At 70.4% G+C, this 22,400-nt stretch carries 20 protein-coding genes; 9 read left to right on the forward strand and 11 right to left on the reverse strand.

The annotated features are described in order from the left end of the window. Positions 1-2: 2 nt before the first annotated feature. Entirely contained in the window at positions 3-461 is a 459-nt protein-coding gene (locus KRR55_RS06495; protein WP_217388221.1) for an arsenate-mycothiol transferase ArsC, read from the forward strand. Here KRR55_RS06495 and KRR55_RS06500 read toward each other — a convergent pair. Further along, entirely contained in the window at positions 458-1,135 is a 678-nt protein-coding gene (locus KRR55_RS06500) for a TetR/AcrR family transcriptional regulator (RefSeq protein ID WP_217388222.1), read from the reverse strand. The genes KRR55_RS06495 and KRR55_RS06500 overlap by 4 nt on opposite strands. Before the next feature lie 96 nt (positions 1,136-1,231). On the opposite strand from KRR55_RS06500, the gene KRR55_RS06505 reads away from it, so the two are divergent. Both KRR55_RS06505 and KRR55_RS06510 read left to right on the forward strand, forming a co-directional pair. Continuing rightward, the gene (locus KRR55_RS06505; RefSeq protein ID WP_254455860.1) at positions 1,232-2,263 is read left to right on the forward strand and encodes an NAD(P)-dependent alcohol dehydrogenase; all 1,032 of its coding nucleotides are present in this window, start codon (positions 1,232-1,234) and stop codon (positions 2,261-2,263) included. Between the two features lie 72 nt (positions 2,264-2,335). Continuing rightward, on the forward strand, positions 2,336-3,250 hold the full coding sequence (locus tag KRR55_RS06510) for a DUF4389 domain-containing protein (protein ID WP_217388223.1): 915 nt from the start codon (positions 2,336-2,338) through the stop codon (positions 3,248-3,250). 13 nt (positions 3,251-3,263) lie between these two features. Here the strand turns inward: KRR55_RS06510 and KRR55_RS06515 are convergent, their stop codons facing one another. Next, a complete protein-coding gene (locus tag KRR55_RS06515; RefSeq protein ID WP_217388307.1) occupies positions 3,264-5,570 on the reverse strand; it encodes an FdhF/YdeP family oxidoreductase in 2,307 nt (768 codons plus the stop codon). Positions 5,571-5,782: 212 nt separating this feature from the next. Here KRR55_RS06515 and KRR55_RS06520 point away from each other — a divergent pair, with 212 nt between their 5' ends. From KRR55_RS06520 to KRR55_RS06530, 3 genes are all read left to right on the forward strand, one after another. Further along, complete coding sequence (locus KRR55_RS06520; RefSeq protein WP_217388224.1) at positions 5,783-7,012, forward strand: MFS transporter; 1,230 nt, start codon at positions 5,783-5,785, stop codon at positions 7,010-7,012. A gap of 171 nt (positions 7,013-7,183) precedes the next feature. Further along, a complete protein-coding gene (locus KRR55_RS06525; protein WP_254455861.1) occupies positions 7,184-8,548 on the forward strand; it encodes an MFS transporter in 1,365 nt (454 codons plus the stop codon). Between the two features lie 281 nt (positions 8,549-8,829). After that, entirely contained in the window at positions 8,830-9,450 is a 621-nt protein-coding gene (locus KRR55_RS06530; protein ID WP_217388226.1) for a hypothetical protein, read from the forward strand. A gap of 112 nt (positions 9,451-9,562) precedes the next feature. Here KRR55_RS06530 and KRR55_RS06535 read toward each other — a convergent pair whose 3' ends face one another. Continuing rightward, positions 9,563-10,144, reverse strand: coding sequence for a dihydrofolate reductase family protein (locus tag KRR55_RS06535; protein ID WP_217388227.1), 582 nt, complete (start codon positions 10,142-10,144; stop codon positions 9,563-9,565). A 372-nt stretch (positions 10,145-10,516) separates the two neighbouring features. On the opposite strand from KRR55_RS06535, the gene KRR55_RS06540 reads away from it, so the two are divergent. Genes KRR55_RS06540 through KRR55_RS06550 form a run of 3 tightly spaced genes read left to right on the forward strand, consistent with a single transcriptional unit; the run spans position 10,517 to position 13,460 of the window. Beyond that, a complete protein-coding gene (locus tag KRR55_RS06540; RefSeq protein ID WP_336245048.1) occupies positions 10,517-11,641 on the forward strand; it encodes a FecCD family ABC transporter permease in 1,125 nt (374 codons plus the stop codon). Next, entirely contained in the window at positions 11,638-12,468 is an 831-nt protein-coding gene (locus KRR55_RS06545) for an ABC transporter ATP-binding protein (RefSeq protein WP_217388228.1), read from the forward strand. The genes KRR55_RS06540 and KRR55_RS06545 overlap by 4 nt, the downstream gene beginning before the upstream one ends. Beyond that, positions 12,465-13,460, forward strand: a complete 996-nt coding sequence (locus KRR55_RS06550) for an ABC transporter substrate-binding protein (protein ID WP_217388229.1) — start codon at positions 12,465-12,467, stop codon at positions 13,458-13,460. Before KRR55_RS06545 ends, KRR55_RS06550 begins: the two co-directional genes overlap by 4 nt. A 146-nt stretch (positions 13,461-13,606) precedes the next feature. Here KRR55_RS06550 and KRR55_RS06555 read toward each other — a convergent pair whose 3' ends face one another. The 8 genes from KRR55_RS06555 to amiA form a co-directional block, all read right to left on the reverse strand. After that, positions 13,607-14,107, reverse strand: coding sequence for a hypothetical protein (locus KRR55_RS06555; RefSeq protein WP_217388309.1), 501 nt, complete (start codon positions 14,105-14,107; stop codon positions 13,607-13,609). A gap of 230 nt (positions 14,108-14,337) precedes the next feature. Further along, positions 14,338-16,044 (reverse strand): ATP-binding cassette domain-containing protein, encoded by a 1,707-nt coding sequence (locus tag KRR55_RS06560; protein ID WP_217388230.1) that lies wholly within the window; start codon positions 16,042-16,044, stop codon positions 14,338-14,340. Continuing rightward, the gene (locus tag KRR55_RS06565) at positions 16,041-17,738 is read right to left on the reverse strand and encodes an ABC transporter ATP-binding protein/permease (protein ID WP_217388231.1); all 1,698 of its coding nucleotides are present in this window, start codon (positions 17,736-17,738) and stop codon (positions 16,041-16,043) included. Before KRR55_RS06565 ends, KRR55_RS06560 begins: the two co-directional genes overlap by 4 nt. After that, on the reverse strand, positions 17,725-18,999 hold the full coding sequence (locus tag KRR55_RS06570; protein WP_217388232.1) for a nitroreductase family protein: 1,275 nt from the start codon (positions 18,997-18,999) through the stop codon (positions 17,725-17,727). The genes KRR55_RS06565 and KRR55_RS06570 overlap by 14 nt, the downstream gene beginning before the upstream one ends. A 5-nt stretch (positions 19,000-19,004) precedes the next feature. After that, positions 19,005-20,393 carry a YcaO-like family protein gene (locus KRR55_RS06575; RefSeq protein WP_217388233.1) on the reverse strand — a complete coding sequence of 463 codons (1,389 nt, stop codon included), beginning with the start codon at positions 20,391-20,393 and terminating at the stop codon, positions 19,005-19,007. After that, positions 20,390-21,421, reverse strand: coding sequence for a CocE/NonD family hydrolase (locus tag KRR55_RS06580; RefSeq protein WP_217388234.1), 1,032 nt, complete (start codon positions 21,419-21,421; stop codon positions 20,390-20,392). Before KRR55_RS06580 ends, KRR55_RS06575 begins: the two co-directional genes overlap by 4 nt. Beyond that, positions 21,418-22,158, reverse strand: a complete 741-nt coding sequence (locus tag KRR55_RS06585; protein ID WP_217388235.1) for a hypothetical protein — start codon at positions 22,156-22,158, stop codon at positions 21,418-21,420. Before KRR55_RS06585 ends, KRR55_RS06580 begins: the two co-directional genes overlap by 4 nt. Before the next feature lie 83 nt (positions 22,159-22,241). Beyond that, complete coding sequence (gene amiA, locus KRR55_RS20240; RefSeq protein WP_243400284.1) at positions 22,242-22,343, reverse strand: streptamidine family RiPP; 102 nt, start codon at positions 22,341-22,343, stop codon at positions 22,242-22,244. Positions 22,344-22,400: the final 57 nt, after the last annotated feature.

The following is a 22,400-nucleotide window of genomic DNA, read 5'->3' on the forward strand; positions in this document are numbered from 1 at the left end:
ACATGGAAGAGAGCGCACGCACACCCAGGAATCCGGCGGTCCTGTTCGTCTGCGTCAAGAACGGCGGCAAGTCACAGATGGCGGCCGGGCTCATGAGGCTGGAGGCCGGCAACGACGTAACCGTCAGCTCGGCGGGCACCAGGCCGGGGGCGGCAATCAATGCGCTTTCGGCGGAGGTGCTGGCGGACCTGGGCGTCGACATCAGTGCCGAGCGGTCAAAGGCGCTGACCGAGGAGCACATGCGCGAGGCCGGCCTGGTGGTGGTCCTGGGCGCCGAGGCCAAGGTTCCGGCACTCGACGGGGTCCGTGTGGAAACGTGGGAAACCGATGAACCGAGCGCCCGCGGCATCGAGGGCCGGGAGCGCATGGAATTGGTGCGCGATGACATCCACGCCCGCGTGAAGGACCTGGCGGCCCGGCTGCTGGGCAGCACGGGCCGCGAGGCGGGCCGGGGAGCCTAGTCCCGGCCGATCCAGCGCGACAGGGATTCGAGAATCAACTCGAGGCCGATCGCGAATTCGTCGCCAAAGTCGTATCCCGGCTGCAGCACGTGTTCCGTGGCGATTTCCATCAGGTGCGGATACTGCCCGGTGGCAAACAACTGCACGATCGGATCGGTAATGCTCGCGGCGGTGTCGGGGCCGTTGAAGGGAAGCGCGGCCTCCTGCATGGCAAAACCGTAGGTGTAGCTGTCCAGCAGGGCATAGGCATGGGCAGCGGCCTTCACCGAGAACCCGGCGCCGCGCAAGACGCCAAGGGTCGCATCGTGGTGGCGCAGCGTCGCCGGACCCGGCGCGGTGCGCGACTCCAGCAACCCGATGGCCCAGGGGTGGCGGCCCAGCGCGTCGCGCACCGAGGCCGCGCGGCGGCGCATTTCATCGTCCCAGTCCCCGTCGGCCGAGGGGACGTCGATCTCCGCATAGACCATGTCGACGATAGCGTCCAGGATCTCGCCCTTGTTCGCAACGTAGTAGTAGAGGGACATGGGCTTCACCTCCAGCGCCGCCGCCAGCGAGCGCATGGTCAGTGCCCCGATGCCGTCCCGGTCGGCAATCGAAACGGCGCAGGTGAGCACCCGTTCCCGGCTGAGCGGGATCCGCGCCGGTAATTTATCCTCTTTTTCCCTGGATTTCATGGCCCGATCCTATCGCATTTTCGTACTTTGTAAGTTAAGCTCTCGTACTAAGTAAGGTATCGACTGGCGAGGCCTTGCATACCGGAAGGAAACGCCATGAACGGCGCCGAGCGACATCCAGCACGAGATCCCGAAACGGTTGCCGGCATGCGGCCCGAGGGGTCGATGCGTGCCATCGCGCAGGAACGCTATGGGAATGCCGAGGTGCTCCACGAGGCACGCCTCTCCGTCCCGCTTCCCCGCGACCACGAGGTCCTCGTGCGGGTGCACGCCGCCGGCCTGGACCGGGGCACCTGGCACGTCATGACGGGCACGCCGCTGCTCGTGCGCCTGGCACTGGGCATCCGCGCGCCCCGCAACCCGGTGCCCGGCCTCGACCTGGCCGGAACCGTGGCGGCGATCGGATCCGCCGTTACCCGTTTTGCCGTGGGCGATGCGGTCTACGGCTTCGGGAGGGGAACCTTCGCCCAGTACGCGGTGGCCAGGGAGGACCGGCTGGCCCCGAAACCCGCAAGCCTCGACTTCGCCCGGGCGGCGGTGATGCCGGTGTCGGGCGCGACCGCACTCCAGGCACTGCGCATGGGGCGCCTTGCCGCGGGCCAGCGGGTCCTGGTCACCGGGGCCTCGGGCGGGGTCGGAAGCTACGCCGTGCAGCTGGCCAAGGCGCTGGGAGCCGAGGTCACGGGCGTCGCGGGGCCCGCCAAGCAGGACCTGGTCCTTGAACTGGGTGCCGATCACGCCATCGACCACAGCCGGGAGGACTTTGCCGACGGAACCCGGCGCTACGACCTGATCGTGGACATTGCCGGGAACCCGAGCCTGGGCCGGTTGCGCCGCGCACTGACGCCCGGGGGCACCGCGGTGATCGTGGGCGGCGAGGGTACCGGAAGGTGGCTGGGCATGGGCAGGCAGTTCCGGGCCGTGGCGATTTCGCCGTTCATTGGCCAGCGCCTGGCGATGCTGGGTTCCGCACAGCGTGCCACCGACCTTCAGGAACTGGCGACGTTCGTGGAGTCCGGCGCCGTGAACCCGCACATCGACAGGTCCTTCCCGCTGGCGCAGGCGCCCGAGGCCATGGAACACCTGGTGGCGGGCAGGGCGCGCGGCAAGATCGCCATCATCATCTAGCTTTCGCCCGCCCCTTCCCAGCCACCCCCGGACACCCGCCCCATCCACTTCGCATCGTGAAAGCCGAACGCCATGACCGCCCAACCAGCACCCACCGCTCCTTCCCCTTCCGCCGGGCACATGTCCGGGATCCACCTGGCCCTGCTCCTGATGGGGGCGTTGCTGGTTCTCGCTTCCCTCGGATCCCTGGCCATTGGTGCCCTCCCCGACCTTGAACTGGCCCTCGCGGCCGTCCTGGCCGGGACGGGCCTGGGCATCGCGGCCATCCTCGTCGGCGCCGCGGGGCTGGGCCGCGGCATCGCGGACGGCGCCCCGCGGGAGAGCGGCGAACCGGGGCCGGGCCAGGTAAGTCCCGTGCGGCTGTCCGGGCACCTCGACCCGGGTCTTTCGCGCTGGAAGTGGCTGGTTAAGTGGTTCCTGGCCATCCCGCACGTGCTGGTGCTTTTCCTGCTGTGGATCGCCTTCCCGGTGGTGAGCATCGCGGCCGGCCTGGTGATCCTGGCGACCGGGCGCTATCCCGCCGCGTGGTTCCAGTACTGCGTCGGGGTGCTGCGCTGGCAATGGCGGGTGTCCTTCTACGCCTTCGGGGTGCTGGGCACCGACAGCTATCCGCCGTTCACCCTCGCGCGTGCGCCCTATGCCGCCCAATTCGATGTCGCCTATCCGGCACGGCTTTCGCGCTGGAAGGTGCTGGTGAAGTCCTGGCTGCTCGCGCTGCCGCACCTGTTGGTCATCGCCGCGCTGTCCGGGGGAACGTGGTCCACCGATTCGTCTGACGCCTCCGGCATCTCCCTGCTCGGCGTGCTGGTGCTGGTCGCCGGCGCCATCCTGCTTTTCACCGGCACATACCGCCAGGGTCTGTTCGACCTGCTGCTGGGGCTGAACCGCTGGATCCAGCGGACCGTGGCCTACACGGCCTTGCTGACCGATGCCTATCCGCCGTTCCGCCTGGACCAGGGACCCGAGGAGCCGGCGCCTTTCCGGTAGGGGCGCCCGCCCCCTAGCCGAAGTCCGGCGCCGCCGCGGGTTCCAGGCGCACGATGATTGCCTTGGACACCGGGGTGTTCGATCCCTGGGCCGTCGCGGCCAGCGGAACGAGCACGTTGGCCTCGGGGAAATAGGTCGCCGCGCAGCCGCGGGCGCTGGGGTAGGAAATGATCCGCAATCCGCGCAGCACCCGATCCACCCCGTCGCCGGCTTCCGAGTGCACGTCCACGTAGCCGCCGTCGGCCAGGTGCAGCGCGGCGAGGTCCTCGGGGTTCACGAAGATGACGTTGCGTCCCTTATGCACCCCGCGGTACCTGTCGTTCAGCGAGTAGGTGGTGGTGTTGAACTGGTCGTGCGAGCGCAGGGACTGCAGGATCAGCCGATCCTTGGGCAGCTGGATGGTCGCCAGCTCGTTGACGGTGATCACCGCCTTGCCGCTGGGGGTCGGGAAGCGCCGCTCGTCCCGCGGCGGGTGGGGAAGGACGAAGCCGCCGGGGCGGCGCGCCTTCGCGTTGAAGTCCTCGAAGCCGTCCACTACGTTCGAAATGTGCTCGCGGATCGTGTCGTAGTCTTCCTCGAATTCCTCCCAGCCGAAGGGGTGCTCGGGCCCCAGCACCCGGCGGGCCAGGCGCGAAATGATGGCAACCTCCGAGAGCATCTTGTCGGAGACGGGCATGACCCGGCCCTGGGAGGCGTGCACCGCGCAGACGGTGTCCTCCACGGTGACGAACTGGACCCCGGATTTCTGCACGTCGACGTCGCTGCGCCCCAGGGTGGGCAGGATCAGGGCGGCGGCCCCGGTGTAGGCGTGGGAGCGGTTGAGCTTGGTGGAAATCTGCACCGAGAGCCGCGTGGAGGCGATGGCCTCCTGGGCCGCGTTGGTGTCGGAAATGGCGTGGACCAGATTCCCGCCCAGGGCGATGAGCACCTTGATCCGCCCCTCGGCCATGCCCTGGATGCTCTGCACCGCGTCGCACCCGTGTTCCCGCGGCGGGTCGAAGTGGAACTCGGCGGCCAGCTTGTCCATGAAGGGGCGCGGCATCTGCTCCCAGATGCCCATGGTCCTGTCCCCCTGGACGTTGGAGTGCCCGCGGATGGGGCAGGGTCCGGCGCCGGGGCGCCCGATGTTTCCGCGCAGCAGCAGCACGTTCATGATCTCCTTGATCGTGTCCACCGCCTTGGTGTGCTGGGTCAGGCCCATGGCCCAGGTGATGATGACGCGGTCGGCCAGCAGGTAGCGCCGGGCCAGGTCGTCGATCTGCGCGCTCTCCAGGCCGGTGGCGGCCAGCACGTCGGCCTCTTCCAGGGTGGACAGGTGGTCCCGGTAGGCCTGAAGCCCGATGCAGTGCTCCGCCAGGAAGTCGTGGGCCAGCACCGAGCCGGGAGCGGCGTCCTCGGCCTCGAAGACCCGCTTGGCCAGCGCCTGCATCAGCGCCATGTCCCCGGCCAGGCGGATCTGCAGGTAGGCGTCGGCCAGGTCCGTGCCCCGCCCGACCAGGCCGCGCGGGCGTTGCGGGTTCCTGAAGTTGATCAGCCCGGCCTCCGGCAGCGGGTTGATCGCCACGATGGAGGCCCCGGCCGCCTTGGCCTCCTCCAGCGCGGTGAGCATGCGCGGGTGGTTGGTGCCGGGGTTCTGCCCCATGATGATGATCAGGTCGGCCTTGGCGAAGTCCCCGTACGCAATCGCGCTCTTGCCCACCCCGATGCTTTCGGCCATGGCCACGCCCGTGGACTCGTGGCACATGTTCGAGCAGTCGGGCAGGTTGTTGGTGCCAAACGCCCGCACGAAGAGCTGGTAGGTGAAGGCAGCCTCGTTGCTGGCCCGGCCCGAGGTGTAGAAGGTCGCCTCGTCGGGGGAAGCCAGCGAGTGCAGTTCCCTGGCGATCAGGCCGAACGCGTTTTCCCAGGAGATCGGGCGGTAGTGTTCGCTGTCGGCGGGCTTGTAGACCGGTTCGACCAGGCGGCCCTGTTGCCCGAGCCAATATTCGCTGCGTTCCCTGAGCTCGGAGACCGGGTGCCCCGCCCAGAACGCGGTGGGCACCTTCAGCGGGTCGGCCTCCCAGGCCACCGCCTTGGCCCCGTTCTCGCAGAACTCGGCGACCTTGCGGTGCGGCGGATCGGGCCAGGCGCAGCTCATGCAGTCAAAGCCGTCCTTTTGGTTCATGTGAAGCAGCGTGCCGGCCGCCCGCCGCGGGCCCATCTCCCCCAGGGCCAGCGGAATGGACGCCAGCAGGCCCGGCAGTCCCCCCGCGCTGCGCTTGGGCGGGCCCACCACCAGCCCCTCGTCGGTGACGTCGTCCTTCAGCGGCTTGCCTGCCATGAGAACCAGGTCCCCCTTCGTCGGACCGCCTGCGGCCCGGTTGGAATCCGCGCCGGCGCCGGGGCCGGTGCCATGTGCCTTCAGGTCTAGCACCGGGCAGGGAGGCATTCAAGGTCTCTGAGACGGAACCGGCCACCGGCCGCCGATGTGAAACACTGGAGCCCGGTGACCGGGATCCCCCGGAATGCCATACTGACTTGAGGAGAGCCTGGATGAAGGAACCCGCCGGGCGGCCCGGATACTCCCTGCTGGCGATCCTGCTGGTCGCCGTCGGCATCGGCCCCCTGCTGACCTACGGGCTGAGCGCCGTCAGCGCGCTGGTCATCACCGAGCTGGGAATCAGCGAGGCGCAATTCGGCCTGCTCGCCACCGTCTGCTTCGGCGCGGGGGCCATCGGCAATGCTGCTTTTGGCCGCTTCACCGACCGGCAGCCCGATTCCCGCCTGTTGGCGCTGGTCTTCGCGCTGGCCACGCTGTCCCTGCTGCTCGCCGCGATCCCCGGCGGCTACGCGCTGCTGCTGGTGGCCTCGGGCCTTGCCGGCCTTGCCCAGTCCTTCCCCAACGGCGTCACCAACCGCATCCTGGCCGAACGCGTCCCGGAAAAACAGCGCATCGGCTGGATCGGCATCAAGCAATCCGGCGTGCAGGTCAGCCAGCTGGTGGCAAGCCTCGGCTTCCCTGCCCTGGCCGCCTGGATCGGCTGGCACGGGGCCAGCGGCGCGGGTGCCGCGGCCGCGGTGCTGCTGGGCGTGGTGTCGCTGCGCGTGCTCAAGGCCGTCCCGCTGCTGCCAAGGGTCCCGATACCCGTGGGCGACTTGCCCGCCGGCGGCCCGGCCCCGGCAGCGCCGAGCACCAGGTTCCTGATCTGGGCGCTCGCCGCCTTCGGCTTCGTCAACGGCATGGGCGTGCAGGCCACCAACGTCTACCTCTCGCTCTATGCGGTGCGCGAACTCGACTTCTCCCTGGTGCTCGGCGGCGTGGCAGCCGCTGCGGCCGGGGCGATCGGCGTGGCCGCGCGCGTGGGGTGGGGACGGATGATGTCCCGCGGCATGGCAGCCCCGCCGCTCCTGCTGCTGTTGGCGGGCCTGGCGCTCGCCGGGGCCGGGGTGTTCCTGGCCGCCGGCGCCACCGGGTCGGCGCCGCTGCTGTGGCTGGCCGTGGCCCTGCACGGGGCCTCTGCGCTGGGGGTCTCGGTGGTGCTGATGGCCGCGGTGGTGCGCAGCGTCCCGTCCTCCTCGATGGGCATGGCCACCGGGATGGTCACCGCAGGGCAGTTTGGCGGCTTCACGGTTGGCCCGCTGGTCATGGGGACCCTTGTCGGCTCGGCCGGCGGCTTTGCGCTGGGGTGGACGGCCGTCGCCGGGATCTACCTGCTCTGCGTGGGACTCGGGCTGTACCTGGTCCTGCGCCGGCGCCGGCGCAACCGGCGGGCCTCGGCCTGAGGCCACCCGGGAGCCGAAAGCCGGTGCGGGGAACCCCATTTCATGGGCGCTTTTCCCGGGCTTCGGCAACCCTCGCCCCAGGGTGGGGGAAGTCCTACAATGTGAGCATTAGGCGAGTGGCACCGCGGCCCACCGGACCCGGGACCCTCATCCCCGGACAAAGGAATGCTCATGGGCACCACACCGACGGCCTCCCAGCGGATGACCCCCGAACAGCGCCGGGTGGCGGGGGCCACCATGATCGGCACCACGGTCGAGTGGTACGACTACTTCATCTACGCCAACGCCGCCGCCCTGGTCCTGGCCCCGCTGTTCTTCTCGCGGCTGGAGGGCACGCTCGCCTCGATCGTCTCGTTCGCCACCGTGGGCATCAGCTTCCTCTTCCGCCCCTTCGGCGCGGTGGTGATGGGCAGGATCGGGGACCGCTACGGGCGCCGGGTCGTGCTGATCATCACGTTGATCCTGATGGGTGCCGGCACCACCCTGATCGGCGTGCTGCCCACCTACGCCACCATCGGGGTGTGGGCTCCGATCCTGCTGGTGTTCCTGCGCATCGTCCAGGGATTCTCCGCCGGCGGCGAGTGGGGCGGGGCGGCGCTGATGGCCGTCGAGCATGCCCCGGCCCAAAGCCGCGGCAAGTTCGGGGCCTTCCCGCAGCTGGGTGTTCCCGCCGGCATGCTGCTGGCTGCCGGGGTCACGGCGATCTTCGCCGCGGCGCTGACCGAGGAGCAGTTCCTGGCCTGGGGCTGGCGGGTGCCCTTCCTGCTGAGCTTCGTGCTGATCCTGATCGGGCATTACATCCGCACCCGGGTCGAGGAGTCTCCGGTCTTCCACCAGATGGAGGCCACGAAGCAGACCGAGACTGCGCCGCTGGCCACCCTCTTCCGCCACCACCCCGGCAAGGTCGTCCAGGCCACGCTGGTCTTCATGGGCAACAACGCCGCCGGCTACATGCTCACCGGCGGCTTCATTCTCGGCTACGCCACCAAGCGCCTGGGACTGGACGCCGGCACCATCCTGAACATCATCACTATCGGCTCGGTGGCCTGGCTGGTCTCCACCTGGGTCTCCGGGGTGGCCTCGGACCGCATCGGCCGGCGCAAGATGTACATCATCGGCTGGGTCGCCATGCTCGTCTGGCTCTACCCGCTCTTCCTGCTCATCGACACCGGGGACATCGCCATGGTTGCCCTGGCGCTGATCGTCTTCGGCGCGGTGATGGGCCTGTCCTACGGGCCGCTGCCGGCCCTCTATGCCGAGCTGTTCCCCGCCCGCATCCGGCTCAGCGGTTCCTCCATCAGCTACGCCCTGGGCGCGGTGCTCGGCGGGGCGTTTGCCCCCACCATCGCCACCGCCCTCGTGGGCTCGTTCAACACCACGGTCGCGGTGTCGACCTACCTGTTCCTGCTCGTCGCGGTTTCGCTGGTCGCCACGATCACTCTCAAGGACCGCACCGGCACCAACCTCTACCTCGGGGACGAGGAACTCAAGCCGCTGGAAAGCGACGAAACTCCCGGTCCCATGTACGACCCCTAGGCGCTTGACGCGCCACCGACCCCGGCGGACCGTGCCTGACGGCATGGCTCCCGGCGGATTCCGTGAACCACGCCCCGTGCCCCCAATCAGATCCCCCGCCGACCCGCGCAGGTTCCCAATGGGGGCAACGTCTCCAGCCCCGCGGCGGCCCTTAATCGGTCTTCGGGAAATCTTGCCAGCCCATGGGCTGGAACTGTATGGTCGGCGCAACGGACGCTGCCAGCCGATGGCTCGCAGCGTACGGTTCGGATTCCGACAATGACGTCGAGAGGTACCGTTCCATGTCATCTGAGAAGCTGCTCCGGTTAGCCGGTTTGGCCGCTATCGCGGCAGGGGTTCTTTCCGTCATCGGGGATGTGATGAGCCTGGTGGTCGACCTGGAGGCCGCCGAAGCGGCCGGCGGCGCCTCACAGAGAATCGTGTTTGGCTTCTACCTGCTCGGCACCGTGTTGCTGCTGCTCGGGTTGACCGGGCTGTACGCCAGTGAGTCCCGGGCCGCGGGGATTCTTGGCTTTGCCGGATTCCTGCTCGCCTTCGCCGGGACCGCGCTGAGCGTGGGGGCGCTCTGGTTCGAGTTCTTCGTGGTCCCCGACCTGGCGGTCCAGGCCCCCGATTTGGCGACCGGAGAGCTGGGATTCACGGGATTCGCACTCTCCTTCCTGCTCGCCGCCGTCGGCTGGGTTCTCTTCGCCATTGCGACACTCCGTGCCCCCGTCTATCCGCGATACGCCGCGGGACTTCTCCTCGCGGGCGCACTGGTCTCGTTCGTCCCGCTCTTCGTGCAGGTGCCGGCCACGGGACTGCTTCTCTCGGTTGCCATCGTCGTGCTCGGATTCTTCCTCTGGCGGCGCCACGGGGCCCCGGCGCAGACGCCACTGCAGGTCGCGAATCCCGCCGATTGACGGCCTGGGGCTCTCCCCTCAACGGGCTCTTCAACGGTGGGGGTGCAATCGCCTGCCGGATATCGGCCGTCGCCCCTGTCCCGGGGCTGCTTCGCGCACCTGCCCGCATCGGTCAACGGCGCACCACATAGTGCAGGTGCAGCACCCGGTTGCCCTGGATCACCACGTCGGGATCCCCCAACAGCTGCTGTGCATGGACCGACCCGAAGAAGCGCTTGCCCGACCCGAACACGACGGGTACGACATCCATGCGCACCTCGTCGACCAGGCCCGCGGCAAGCACCTGGCCCCCGACATCGCCAACGGAGACCTCGACGATGCGTTCACCCGCGAGCTCCTGGGCCTTGGCCACGGCCGCCTCGACGCCGTCGACGAAGTGAAACGGCGCCTCCGGGTCCCAGCCCTCGGGCGCCGGGCGGTGCGTCACGACGACCACGTGGGCCACCCCGCCCGGAGGGATCCCGTCCCAGCCGTCCGTCATGTCAAAGACGTGTCGGCCGACAATGGTCGCCCCGATCCGGTCCCAGTACGCACGGGTGTAGTCGTAGGAGGCCTGCGACACCTTCAACACGCCGCCCTCGTCCAGCGGGACGTCGCCGCCGGTCAGCCAGTCGAACAGCGGTCCGGGCTGGTCGTTCCCGTCCGCGACGAAGCCGTCCACCGACACCGAGCCGTACATGACCACGTTGCCCACGGGTCTCTCCTTTGCCTTGGGGTGCCCCAGCTTAAGCGCAGGGCACTCGCCTTTCAAGTGGTCCCGTGGCCTGTCGTGACGGCCGGGAATACCCGGGGTGGTCGCGGTGGCCGCTGGCACGATCCCCGTTCGGCCCGGACTCCGTTGACGGTGCGGTCCACCGCCCGCCGGCGTACGCGAGTACAAGGAACGGGATCCCGGCGTTGGGCTCGCAGCGCACCCTGGCTACTTCGGTTGGGCGGTAGCGGAAAACCGAGAATCCCGATATCGGCGGATTTTCGACGTAGTGCCCGGTGACCCACAGCGGCAAACCGTGTCCGGCAAGGCGTAACACTAAAGCGAATGATTCTCATATGCGATAACGTGTCGTGAGTGAATGCTTCCCCGATAACCACCCTGGACCCCCCGCGCCCCGCGGCCCCTTCCTTACAGCCCCCGCCGCACAGGCCCTCCGCCTGGCGGCGGCACGGCACCACCTCGCTGCTGGCCACCGGCATCGTGCTGGTCATCCTGCTCTCCGCCGGCACCGGCCCGCTGGCCACCAGCCTGCCCGAGGCCGCGAAGATCATCACCGGCCACCTCATTCCGGGCATGGCATGGATGAGCGACGGGTCCATCACCGTTTCGCAGGACCAGGCCGTCTGGAACTTCCGCCTGCCGCGCACCCTGCTGGCGGGCATCGCCGGGGCCTCCCTGGCCCTGGCCGGTGCGCTGCTGCAGACCAACGTCCGCAACCCGCTGGCCGAGCCCTACATCCTGGGCGTCTCCGCCGGCGCCGGGGTCGGCGCGGTGCTGGCCATCGTCGCCGGCTCCACCGCCATGGCGGGCATCGGCCTAAATGCGGCAGCCTTCCTCGGCGCCGCCGGGGCCACCGTGCTGGTGTACCTGCTGGCCAAGCAGGGCGGGATCATCGCGCCCTCCCGGCTGATCCTCGCCGGCGTCGCCCTGGGCTCGCTGCTGGCGGCCATCACCAACTTCCTGACCATCACCACCGAGGCGCAGAACGTCTACTCCGTGCTCTTCTTCCTGCTCGGTTCCGTCTCCGCCGCCAGCTACGGCCAGCTGGTGCTGCCCGGGCTCGCGCTGGCGGTGGTGGGAATCTACGCGATGGCCCGCTCCCGCGCGCTGAACGCGATGCTGGCCGGGGACGAGACGGCCATCGCACTGGGCGTGAACGTCACCTCCATGCGCCGCACGCTGCTGCTCGCCACCGCGCTGCTGACCGCCACCACCGTCGCGGTGTGCGGCGGCATCGGCTTCGTGGGCCTGGTCGTGCCGCACGCGGTGCGCATGATCGTCGGCTCGGACCACCGGCGGATGCTGCCGCTGGTGGTGCTGGGCGGCGCGCTCTTCCTGATGCTCACCGACCTGCTGGCCCGCTCCGTGGCCCAGCCAGCGGAGATACCGCTGGGCATCCTCACCGCGGCGGTCGGCGCACCCTTCTTCCTCTGGCTCATGCGCACCTCCGGTGCCCGCGCGGCGGGGGTGGGACAGTGAACGTCTCCTTCGAAAACGTGTCCGTCGAGATCGGCGGCCGGCGGATCGTTGACAACGTGTCCCTGGCGGTGCCCTCCGGCACGGTGCTGGGAATCCTGGGACCCAACGGCTGCGGCAAGTCGACGCTGCTGCGCACCCTGTACCGCGCGCAAAAGCCCTCCGCGGGCGTCGTGCGGGTTGACGGGGAGGACATCAGGACACTGAACGGGCGCGAGGTGGCCCGGCGGATCGCCGTGATGGCCCAGGAATCCACCCAGGAATTCCCGATCACCGTCCGCGAGATGGCGATGCTGGGGCGGGTGCCGCACCAGCGCGGCTTCGGCGCCGACTCGGCCGCCGACCACGAACTGATCGACGCCGCGCTGCGCGAGGTCGGCGCCGCGCACCTGGCCTCGCGCTACTTCGCCGGGCTCTCCGGCGGGGAAAAGCAGCGCGTGCTGCTGGCCCGGACCCTGGTGCAGCAGACCCCGGTGCTGGTGCTCGACGAGCCCACCAACCACCTGGACATCGCCTTCCAGCTCGAGCTCATGACCCTGGCCACCTCCCGCGGCCTCACGGTCCTCACGGCCCTGCACGACATGAACCTCGCGAGCGAATTCTGCGAGAACGTGGCCCTGCTGCGGGCCGGTCGGCTGCAGGGCATCGGCCGCCCGCACGAGGTGCTCGACGAGGAGACCATTCGCGCCGGCTTCGGCGTGGACTCTGCCCGGCTCGAGCACCCGCTCACCGGCCGCCCGCTGATCGCCGTCGCGAAGCTTCGCGCCGAGGCGCCCGGCGCGCAACCACAAGCCAACCACCACACCGAACCACTCAAGGAACACGCATGAACAACAAGACCCTGCCCCTGATTTCCGGCCTGCTGCTCGGCGGCACGCTGCTGGCCGGCTGCGGCCAGGCCGTCTCCGCCACCGTGCCCGCAGCCTCGGCCGGTGCCGCGACAACCATCGAGAACTGCGGCCGCACCCTGGACTTTGCCGGGGTTCCGCAGCGTGCTGTGGCCATGACCCCGGGCCAGTCCGAGATGCTGGTGCGCCTGGGCCAGGCGGACAAGGTGGTGGCCGAGGCACAAAGCAAGGGCCGGGAACTGATGCCCGAACTCGCGGACCTTGGCACCGCCACGCAGCTGAGCGAGCAGGGCCCGCCCTCCCGCGAGGTGCTGCTGGGCGTCGCCCCGGACCTGGTCTATTCCCCCACCAGCTACGAATTCACCGCCGAGCAGGGATTCGCCGGCATCGACCAGCTGGCGGCCGCCGGCGCGCAGGCCTACATTGCCACCGCCGGCTGCTCCGAGCGCCGCGGCAGCGCCGAGGTGAGCGACCTGCTCACCGACATCGAGAACATGGGGGCTGTCTTCGCGGCGCCGGATGCCGCCGCCAGGCTTGCGGCCGAGGCGAAGGGCGCGCTCGACGGCGTCGGCCAGCGTGTGGCCGGGCTGGCCAGGCCGACCGTGGCGGAACTCTTCGTGGAGGGCAACACGGTCTCGGCCATCGGGGCAGGCATCGAATACAACATGATCGAGGTCGCCGGCGGCGAGAACGTCTTCAGCCCCGACGACAAGGCCTTCGCCCAGTTCTTCTCCTCGGTCATCTCCCCCGAGACGCTCGTGGCGAAGAACCCGGACGTCATCGTCTTCACCACGCTCAACAAGGCCCACGAGAAGGCGACGCTCGACTTCCTGAAGGCCAAGTTCCCGCAGCTGGATGCGGTGAAGAACAACCGCCTGGTGCCAATCGACTCCGATGACGTCATGCCGGGAACCTGGGGCAACATCCGGGCCGTGGAGCAGATCGCCAAGGGGCTTCACCCCGACGCGTTCTAGGCAGATCGACCCGGCTGCGGCCGTGCAGGCAGGGCCCGTCCCCTCGACGGGCCCTGCCGTCGTTTCCGGGAGCCGGCCTCCCGGGGATTCCGGGGACCTTGGTCCCACCGTAAGGAGCGCGGGGCAGCCGGAATCGATTGGGGAGCCTAGGCGCGGGCCTGCACCAGGTTGGCGAACGGCAGCCTGCCGTGCGCTTGGCGGAATCGCGCATGGCAGTCGGCCTGGGCCGCGTTGAGCTCCTCGACCGGAAGTTCCTTCCAGGCCACCAGAAGGCTCCCGGCCTCCGCCAGCTGCCAGACCAACCGGCCGTCCCAGTGACCCGGCGGCTTTCCCTTGCCGAAGTCCACAAATTCCTGGATCTGGCGTCGAAGCCCGCGGTTTCCCTTGCTGCCCGGTCCTGCCTTGCCGATGAAGAGGACCTCGGCGTCGTCCACCCATTCGGCGGCAAGCCCGGCCGCCGGAAGGGTGGGATTCTTCTTCTTGAAGATTCCGGCGGTGCTCCTGGCCAGGTACCGCGGCTCAAACCCCTCGGGCCGCAACACGGCGAACAGTCCCTGGTGTTGCGGAATCCGGTTGATCTCGAGGCCCGTGATGGGCCGGAATCCGGTGAACCCTTCGTCTTTGAGCGTTTTCTTGTTCAACTGGATCGGATTCCTTGGATCGGCGCGGCGGGAAGGTTGCTGCACATTCACCCGCGGGCGCGGCGAATTGCACCCTCCGATGCTACCCGCCCGGGCCCGGCAGCCGTGTGCCAGGCTCCCTCGGTGGGTGGCGGGGGCCGCCTGTCCACCCGGCGGGCCCGCCCGCCCACGCCGGCCGCCCGCACGGGGTACACCGCCAAGGCCCCCGGCCGGTCGAACCCGGAATCCGGGCCCCGCTATGCGGGCTGCGCCAGGGGCGCGGACTGAAGCCCGGCGAGCGCAACCCTGCGGTCGCAGCGCGCCAGCGTGGATTCGCGGTGCGAAATGGTGATGACGGTGGTGTCCCCGGCCAGCGCCGCCACCGCGTCGAGCAGGAGGGCCTCGGTTGCCGCATCCAGGGAGGCGGTGGTTTCGTCCAGCACCAGCACCCGGGGCCGCAGCAGCAGCGCCCGGGCCAGGGCGATGCGGGCGCGTTCCCCGCCCGACACCCCGGAGCCGGTCTCACCCACCATGCTGTGCACGCCGGCGGGCCAGCGGCCCGGCTCGAGGTGGAGTCCGGCGCGGCGCAGGGCTTCCCCGGCCTCGGCGGCCGTGGCGCCGGGAACCGCGAGGCGCATGTTCTCCAACAGGGAACCGTGGAAGATGGTGGCGTCCTGCTCCACCAGGGTGACCAGCGAGCGGAAGTCGTGCTCCTCGATGGACGCCACATCCACGGGCACACCAGTGCGCGGAACCAGGGCGATGCTTCCGGCATCCGGGGACCAGAGTCTCACCAGCAGCCGGGCCAGGGTGGTCTTTCCGGACCCCGAGCTGCCCGAGATGCCCAGGTGCTCCCCCGGGGCCACCGAGAGCCAGGTCGGTTCCAGCGCCGGCGCACCGTCGCGATAGGAGAAACTTGCGCCGTCGACCTCGAGCCCCAGCGGTCCGTCCGCGGCGAACGCGACGGGGGCAGTGGCCCGGGCCCCCTCCGCCGGCATGGAGATTCCCTCCAGCACGCGGGCCGCGCCGGCACGGTGCGGCTGCAATTGGGTGAGCACGGCAACGGCCTCCATCAGCGGGGAGAGCAGGGTGAGGGTGCCGGCGACCACCGCCGGGATCCACAGGCGGTCAAGCCCGGGCTGGTTCCAGGCCGCGAGGAACACCACGACCAGGATGCCCAGGGAGCACAGTTCGCGCACGCTGGCCGCGGCGCTTTCCCGTGCCTTCAGCCGCCGCTCCGCCCGGGCGACGGTGCGGGTTGCCGCGGCGAGCTGGCGTTGGACCTGTTCCTGCAATCCGAAGCCGAGGATCTCGCGGGACCCGGCGAGCAGGTCGACGGCGAGGGCGGACTGGTCGGACTTGGCGCGCTGGACCTCCTGGCCCAGGCGGGCGTTGGAGCGCAGCCACGGCAGGGTGAGCAGCACCAGGGCGGCCAGGCCCAGCAGCCATCCGGCGGCCAGTGTGCCGCCGATCCGGTAGAGCGTCGCGGTGCCGCCGGCCAGCAGCACCAAGGCGCCGGCCAGCTGGGTGAGCGTGTGGGCGTAGAAGAACTCGAGCTTCTCGGTGTCCCCCATGGCGGTGGCCGCCAGCCGTCCGGTGTGCTGGCCGGGCGTGCGGGAGGGCACGCCGCGGGAGAACCCGTCAAAGAGGCCCATGCGCAGCGCCGCGAGCACGCGGTAGGCAATCGAGTGCGACAGGTCCATCTCGTGCCAGGTCAGCACCGCGCGCAGCAGCACCGCGGCGGCCCCGGCAATCCACCAGCCGCCCGGCGCCAGCCGCCCCTCGACCAAGGCGAGCGTCACAGCGTATGAGCCCGCCACGGCCAGGAAGACCAGGGCCAGGTTGTTTGCAATGCCCACCACTCCGGTCCAGGCCAGGGCGAGGCGGTGTTCGGCCAGGTGCGGGAGCAGCCCCCACAGCGGGTCGTGCCGGCGCGTGGACGTGTCGGTGTTCTGCGGACTCATGGTGCCTCCGGGGACGTGGTCGGGATGGTTTCGCGCAGGCTGCCCTCGTGCAGCCGCAGCACGGTGTCGGCAGCGTCCAGGGCCTCGGCGCGGTGGGCGATCATCACCACGATGCGGTGCCGGGCCTCGGCGCGCAAGGACTCCATGAGCTCGGCGGCCAGTTCCGGGTTCAGGGCAGAGGTGGGTTCGTCCAGCAGCAGCACCGGACGGTCGGCCAGGATGGCGCGGGCGACGGCCAGGCGCTGCAGCTGCCCGCCGGAGACCGAGTGCCCGGCCTCGGCGAGGACGGTGTCCAGGCCGGCCGGCCACGCGTCGAGCTCGCGCGCCAGCCCGGCCTTCGCCAGCGCGCCGCGCATGTCCGCCTCGGTGGCCCCGGGGCGCACGGCCGCCAGGTTCGCCCGGATGGTGCCGGGGAACATGTAGCTGTGTTGGGAGACGACGCTCACGTCCGCCGCTTGCAGCGGACGGCCGTCCAGCAGGCAGTGCCCGCCGGCGGGAAGGAAGCCGAGCAGGATGTCAAAGAGTGTGCTTTTCCCGGTGCCCGAGGGACCTGCAAGTGCCGTGATCCCGCCGCGTTGGATGCGCGCGGTGGCCCCGCGCAGCACCCAAGGCGCATCGGGGCCGTAGCGGAAGGACAGGTTTTCCAGCCCGAGCGTGTGCCCGCCGGCCCGCCGGTCGCCGGCGGTGTGGCCACCTGCCGCGGCCACCCCGGCCGGGGAGGCATCGTTCTCGCCGATGGCAGCGTCGATGCTTCCCAGGGCGGAGATGCCGAGGTAGCCGGCGTGCCATTGGCGGGCCAGGTCGCGGACGGGCCGGAAGACCTCCGAGGCCAGGATGAGCGTGAAGAAGGTGAGGGCAGGTGAGCCGCCGAGCCCCGACGGCAGGGCCCCGAGGACATCGAGCGCGGTCAGCGCCGCGGCGGCCAGCAGCCCGGCCTGGATGCCGAGGTCCGCCAGGGCGGTGTCGGCCAGCGACACCCTCATGGTCGCGACGGTGGCGCGGTGCAGGGCGTCGGAGCGCGTCTGCAGCCTGGCCCGGAAGCGCGGGACCGCGTCAAGGACCTTCAGCGTGCGCATGCCCTGCAGTGCCTCGAGGAAGTCGGCGCCCAGGGCCTCGTAGGAGTCCCAGTGCGTGGATCCGCGCCGGGCCAGCAGCCTGCCCCACAGCCGCGGCGCGCCCACGGCGAGCACGACGGCGGCCAGGAGTGCCGCCGCCAGCACCGGATTCAGCGCCGCCACCGCGGCAAGCAGCACCGGGCACAGGATCTGCAGCTGCAGCGCATGCGGGATGTACGCGGTGACGTAGGGTTCCACGCCGTCCGCGCCCTCGCTCAGGGCAAGCCGGCGCGCCCCGCCGCGTTCGGAGTTGTCGCGCAACCGCTGGGGGCTCAGCAGCGCCGCGGCCAGGGCGGCACGCAATTCCAGGCGCACCGCGGTGCCCAGTCCGCTGGCCAGCCGGGCCTGGACCTGCTGCAGTGCCGCCCGCAGCAGCCCGCAGCCGAGCACGGCCAGCAGGTTGTGCAGCACCTGCACACCGGTGTTGCCCTGGCCGGGCAGCAGCCCGGCGAGCGCGCCGGCGAGGAACCATCCCTGCGCCCAGTAGCTGGCCGTGCCCAGGCAGAGCACGGCGGTGAGCGCGTTTAGCCTCCGGCGGTGGCCGCGTGTCAGGGCCATCAGGCGCCTATTGACCAACATGGGTTTGTCCTTCCGATTCCTGCGCCCGGAAACCGAGCGCATGCAGCGTGGTGAGCCCGTCCAGGGTCCCGGTCCATCCGGCCACGGGGCGGAAGGCAAGCTCCCGGACGGTGGACAGGCAGGTGTAGAGCAAGTGGGCGGCGGCCCCGGCGGCCCACCTCATGGCGGCTTCGTCCGGTTCGGCCTGGGTGCGAAAGAGCAGCATCCCGTCCAGCGACAGGATCCATTCCTGTCGCGCGCAGTGCAGGTGCAGCTTCCGGTCGATGATTTCTTCCCGGTCCAGGACCACGTACCCGCACCCCGGCGGGGCGGGCAGCGGGTAACCGTCCAGCAGCCGCTCCCACACCGCCGGGTGTGGGAGGCGAACCGGGTGCGCGGCGCCGGAAACCGGCGGGATAAGTGGCAGGCTGCGCCGGCGCGAGAGTTCCACCGCCCCGGGCGCGGGACCCTGCGTCATTTCGCGTTCAGGCCCGGGGTGGAGAAGCCCTGGTCCGGCGGCCCAGCGTTGAATCCAGGCCAAGGTGCGCGGTTGCCGCTGGGGGCATGGTTGCGGACGGCCGGCGGGCGCGGCAGCGCCGCCCCACCGGGCCAGGTCCGGCAGGTCACCGCCGGTGCCCACGGCCAGTGCGGCCAGGGGCAGTTCCGGTCCGGTGTCCGGCCAGTGCCGTTGCCACTGCCCATAGCCAGGGAGCCTGGCCGCGGCGGCCAGCGTGGCGGGATCCGCCGTGAGCCACCGGCTCTCCAGTCCGCGGGCTGCCGCATGGCGGGCCGCTCCCACCAGCGCGTAGGCGGTGTCGGCGAGCAGCAGCGGCAGCGCACGGTGGTGGTACTTCGCCGCGGTGCGCTGCGGCAGCACGGTGAACACGAGGATGGCGCCGGCCGCGGCCGGCGCAGATTCGGCGCGGAGGTGCACGGTGGAGTCCCCGGCGTTGTAGGCGTGGATGCCCGGCGGCACATCGCAGTCGGTGCCGCAGAGCAGGTGCACCTGCACCGGATAGCAGGCCCCGGCGGAGGGGATGGCCCGTTGCGGGATGCTTCCCGGTGTCCCGCTGGCGGGGTCCGGGTGGAGGCCGCGGGTGGCCCAGAGAGTGTCGAGCACCGCGGCGACCGGCACCGGGGCGCCGGATCGGCCGGGGGCCGCCTGCGCGGGCGCGTCCCAGGTGTTGTGCCGGGGTCCGGGGTGCGTCATCGGCCCCGGCACCCGGCCGGACCAGGCGGCGGCGAATTCCCCGCCGGGGTGCGGGTGGCTATCGGGTGTCATGGTTCCTACATGTGGGGTGGCGGGGCGAGGGTGAAATGCCCGGGGGCGGTCGGCTGCACGTCCCGCCAGCCGCGGGACACCGCCGCCTCGGCGACGCGCGGGCAGCCCAGGTAGGCGAAGGCCGCGGGGGCGTTGGGCACCAGCCCGCCGACCACGACCCGCACCACGCTCAGCCCGGTCATCGCGACGTCCCGGGTGGTCAGCTCGCGGGTGTAGACCTCGTGTCCGGCGCGGGCCAGGCGCCGGTGGACCTCCTCCATGGGCACCGCGGCCACGGCCTCGATGTCCACCAGCCCGCCTGCCGGGGCCGTGAAGCGCTCGGCCAGCGCGTGCATCTGGGGATCGAGCCACACCTGCACATGGGCTCCGAGGTCCCGGACGGCCTCGAACTGCTCGCCGGCGTCCTGCAGGTAGCGGCGGTCCTCCCGGTGTTCCAGGTACAGGCCCCGGGCCATGAGTCCGGCCTCGACGGCCTGGAAGACCCAGCCCTCGGCATCGGTGGTGCCCTGGGTGTAGATCCAGGTGTGGACCGCCTCGAGCACCGCCTTGCGGGCGGCCTCGGCCGGATCGTTCTTGCAGGAGAAACCGGCGGCGTAGAGCCCGGTGTCGGGGTCGAACACCAGCGCGGCCATGGACGGGGCGAATTCGCTGGGCATTTGGACCACCCAGTAGTGGAGCCGGCAGCCCTCCATGGACTGGGCCAGCCCGGGGATCGAGTCGGTGTTGATGCCCCGGGTGGGGCCGTCGAGGTGCCACCACAATTCCAGGGCGTCGCGTTCGACGGTTTCCAGCAGGGCGCGGTCGCGGGCGTCGGCAAACCCCTGCCCTGTGGCGATCCCGGCGTAGTTGAGGTGGTGGATTCGCGGCAGGTTGGCGAAGCGCCGTTGCCGCCAGTTCAGGTAGACCAGGCTGGCCGGTAGCCAGACCTCTTGCCCGTCGGCGTTCCGGCGGCAGGAGGTCCAGAGTGTTTCGGTGTCCTCCTCCAGGTTCCGGTAGGGAAAGTCGGGGCGCTCCAGCTGCCAGGGCGCGAATTGCGGAAGCTGCTGCAACGGGACGACGGAGTGCCCGGCTGCGCTGAGCTGCCGGGCGCTGCCGATGAAGTGCTCGGCGTCGGGGACCTCGGCCGGGATGAAGTTGCCGCAATAGCGTTCCATGCCCTCGGCCACCGCCGCGATCCAGGCCTGCCGCTCGTCCCCGAAGGTGGTGCCCAGTGACACGCGGTCCGCCGGCCAGTCCCCCAGCCAGCGGGCGTCGGAGACCTCGGCGGTCATGGAGGTGTAGGCGGGAGGCGCGTGCTCGGGGGTGAGCACCGAGCGCACCCGGCGGATGATCCCGGTGTGTTCATCCACCAGGGTGTGCAGCGGCAACAGGCCAAGGTGTTCGGCTGTGGTCATGGGGATACTTCGCATTCTGCTGGGACGGGTGGGTTGGTCGCGGCTCGCAGCCGCGCGCGCTCGGACGGTTCCCAGGGATCGGTGCCGATCCGGGACGGGTTGAAGTCAAGGGTGAAGGGGAGCGCCGCGGAACGTTCCAGGAACTCCCGGATCCTGGCCATCAGGCCGCCGTGGCCGCGCAGCGTTGACGCGGCGGAGGGGTCGAGGTCGGCGGTGAGCCGGTGGCCCCATGGGCCGGTGAGGAATCCGGTGTTGCCCGCATCCCAGGCGTCTGCCAGACCGAGCGCCTCGTGGACAAAGAAGTCCCGGTGCCCGGAGACCACCAGCAGCGGCGTTTGGCAGCTTCCGTAGCGGGCGGCCAGGTCAAGCCTTGGCGCCGACCACAGCCTGTCCCATTGGGCGGGTGCGTGGGCACCGTAGGTGTGCGCGGGCATCGCGCCGGCCACGCCGCGTTCCCTGGCCGCGCGGCACCGGCGGTCGAGCTCGGCGGGTGCCAGCGGCTCCCGGGATTCGGCGCCGAACCCGTGCATGTGCCACCAGCCGATGCGGTCGCGCAGGCGTGCGGTTCCGTCGGGGTCTCGGGCGGTCTCATGGAGGCCGAGGGCCGGGACCATGGCGACCACGGCCGCGGCACGCAACGGCCCCCCGCCGGTTTCGAGGCACCGGGCCGCCTCGAGGGCGCAGTGCGCATCGTAGGAGGCCCCGGCCAGGATCAGTCCGCCGTCCAGCAGGCCCCCGCGCTCCAGTAGGCGCGCGGTTTCGGCCCCGTCGCGCCCCTCGGTCGCGTAGGGCAGCCATGCTCCGGCGGAACCGTAACGGCCGCGGACGTCCTGGACGACCACTTCATGGCCCTGCGCCTGCCAGGCGCCTGCCTGGGCGCGGTATTGCCGCCGATCGTACGGAGTGCGGATCAGCACCGTTCCCCGCCCCGCCTCTTGGCCGGAGCGATAGTGGTCGCCCGCCAGCACGGTGCCGTCCTCCAGCGCGAGGTCGAGTCTTGTGGGTGCGGGACCGGAAGCGGGCTTCATCGTCGGGGACCGGGGCGCTTTGCCGGTTCGGCAAATCCCAGCACCGGATGTTCGCTGCTGCACAATGTCCGGGTGTCGAACCGCCAGAGTGTGCGGCGCAGGGCGGCCAGCTCGCGCGTGTCGTATTGCCACGCGGCGACCATGGAGCGGATCCTGGCGCCAAGGAATTGGGTGGCCAGTGCGGGCAGGCCGTCGAGGGTTCCGTCACCGGGCCGGGCAGCATCAAGCCATCCGTCCAGTTCGTCGGCTGCCGCGGAGGCGGCCAGCCGGCGGCGCAGCACCTGCGAACCGCTGGGGTCGCCAGGGGCCAGCGCGAGTGGATCCACAAAGAGGATCTCGCCCTCGCGGTAGCAGCGCAGCACCGCGGTGCCGGCGTCCGGCAGGTCATCCAGGAGCCCGCGGTCCGCCGGGGTTGCGGCAACCTGGACAATCAACCCGCCTGTTGCCTCCGGTATCCCGCGATAGTCGAGGTTCTGTACGTCGAGCCCAGTCAGGGCCGTGCTCACCGGTTCCCATCCGGCTTCCGGGGCAAGCAAGGCAACACTTTCACGCCCGGTGCGCGGTTGCATTCTTTGGGCTGCCCGGGCCTCGAGTTGCTCGCGGATTTGGCCATGAAAGGTCTCCAGCATGGGTAGCGGCGCCCCTGTGGGCGCCTGCACGCGCAGGAAGGTGCCGTCAGGGGAACGCACCGTGGTGCGTCCGTTGAGCTCGAAAACCTCGACTGCCGGGATACTCATGGGTCCTTTCAAGAATGTTGGTTCGGGGGCGCACGACTGCGGGGTGGATGCCAAACATCCACCCCGCAGTCGCGAATGGGCGATTAGTCGAACGGGTTCTCGACGAGCGCGTTCGAGTGGGTGGCCGACAGGTGGGCCAGCTGCTCGGTCTCTTCAACTTCTGCAAGTACCACGGTGTTTTCCATGGGGTTTCCTTTCGTAGGTGATGTCGTTGCCGTTCTGGCAACAAGAAGACACTATAC

This window comes from Paeniglutamicibacter quisquiliarum (assembly GCF_019084045.1).
In the GTDB taxonomy this organism is placed as follows: Bacteria; Actinomycetota; Actinomycetes; order Actinomycetales; family Micrococcaceae; genus Paeniglutamicibacter; species Paeniglutamicibacter quisquiliarum.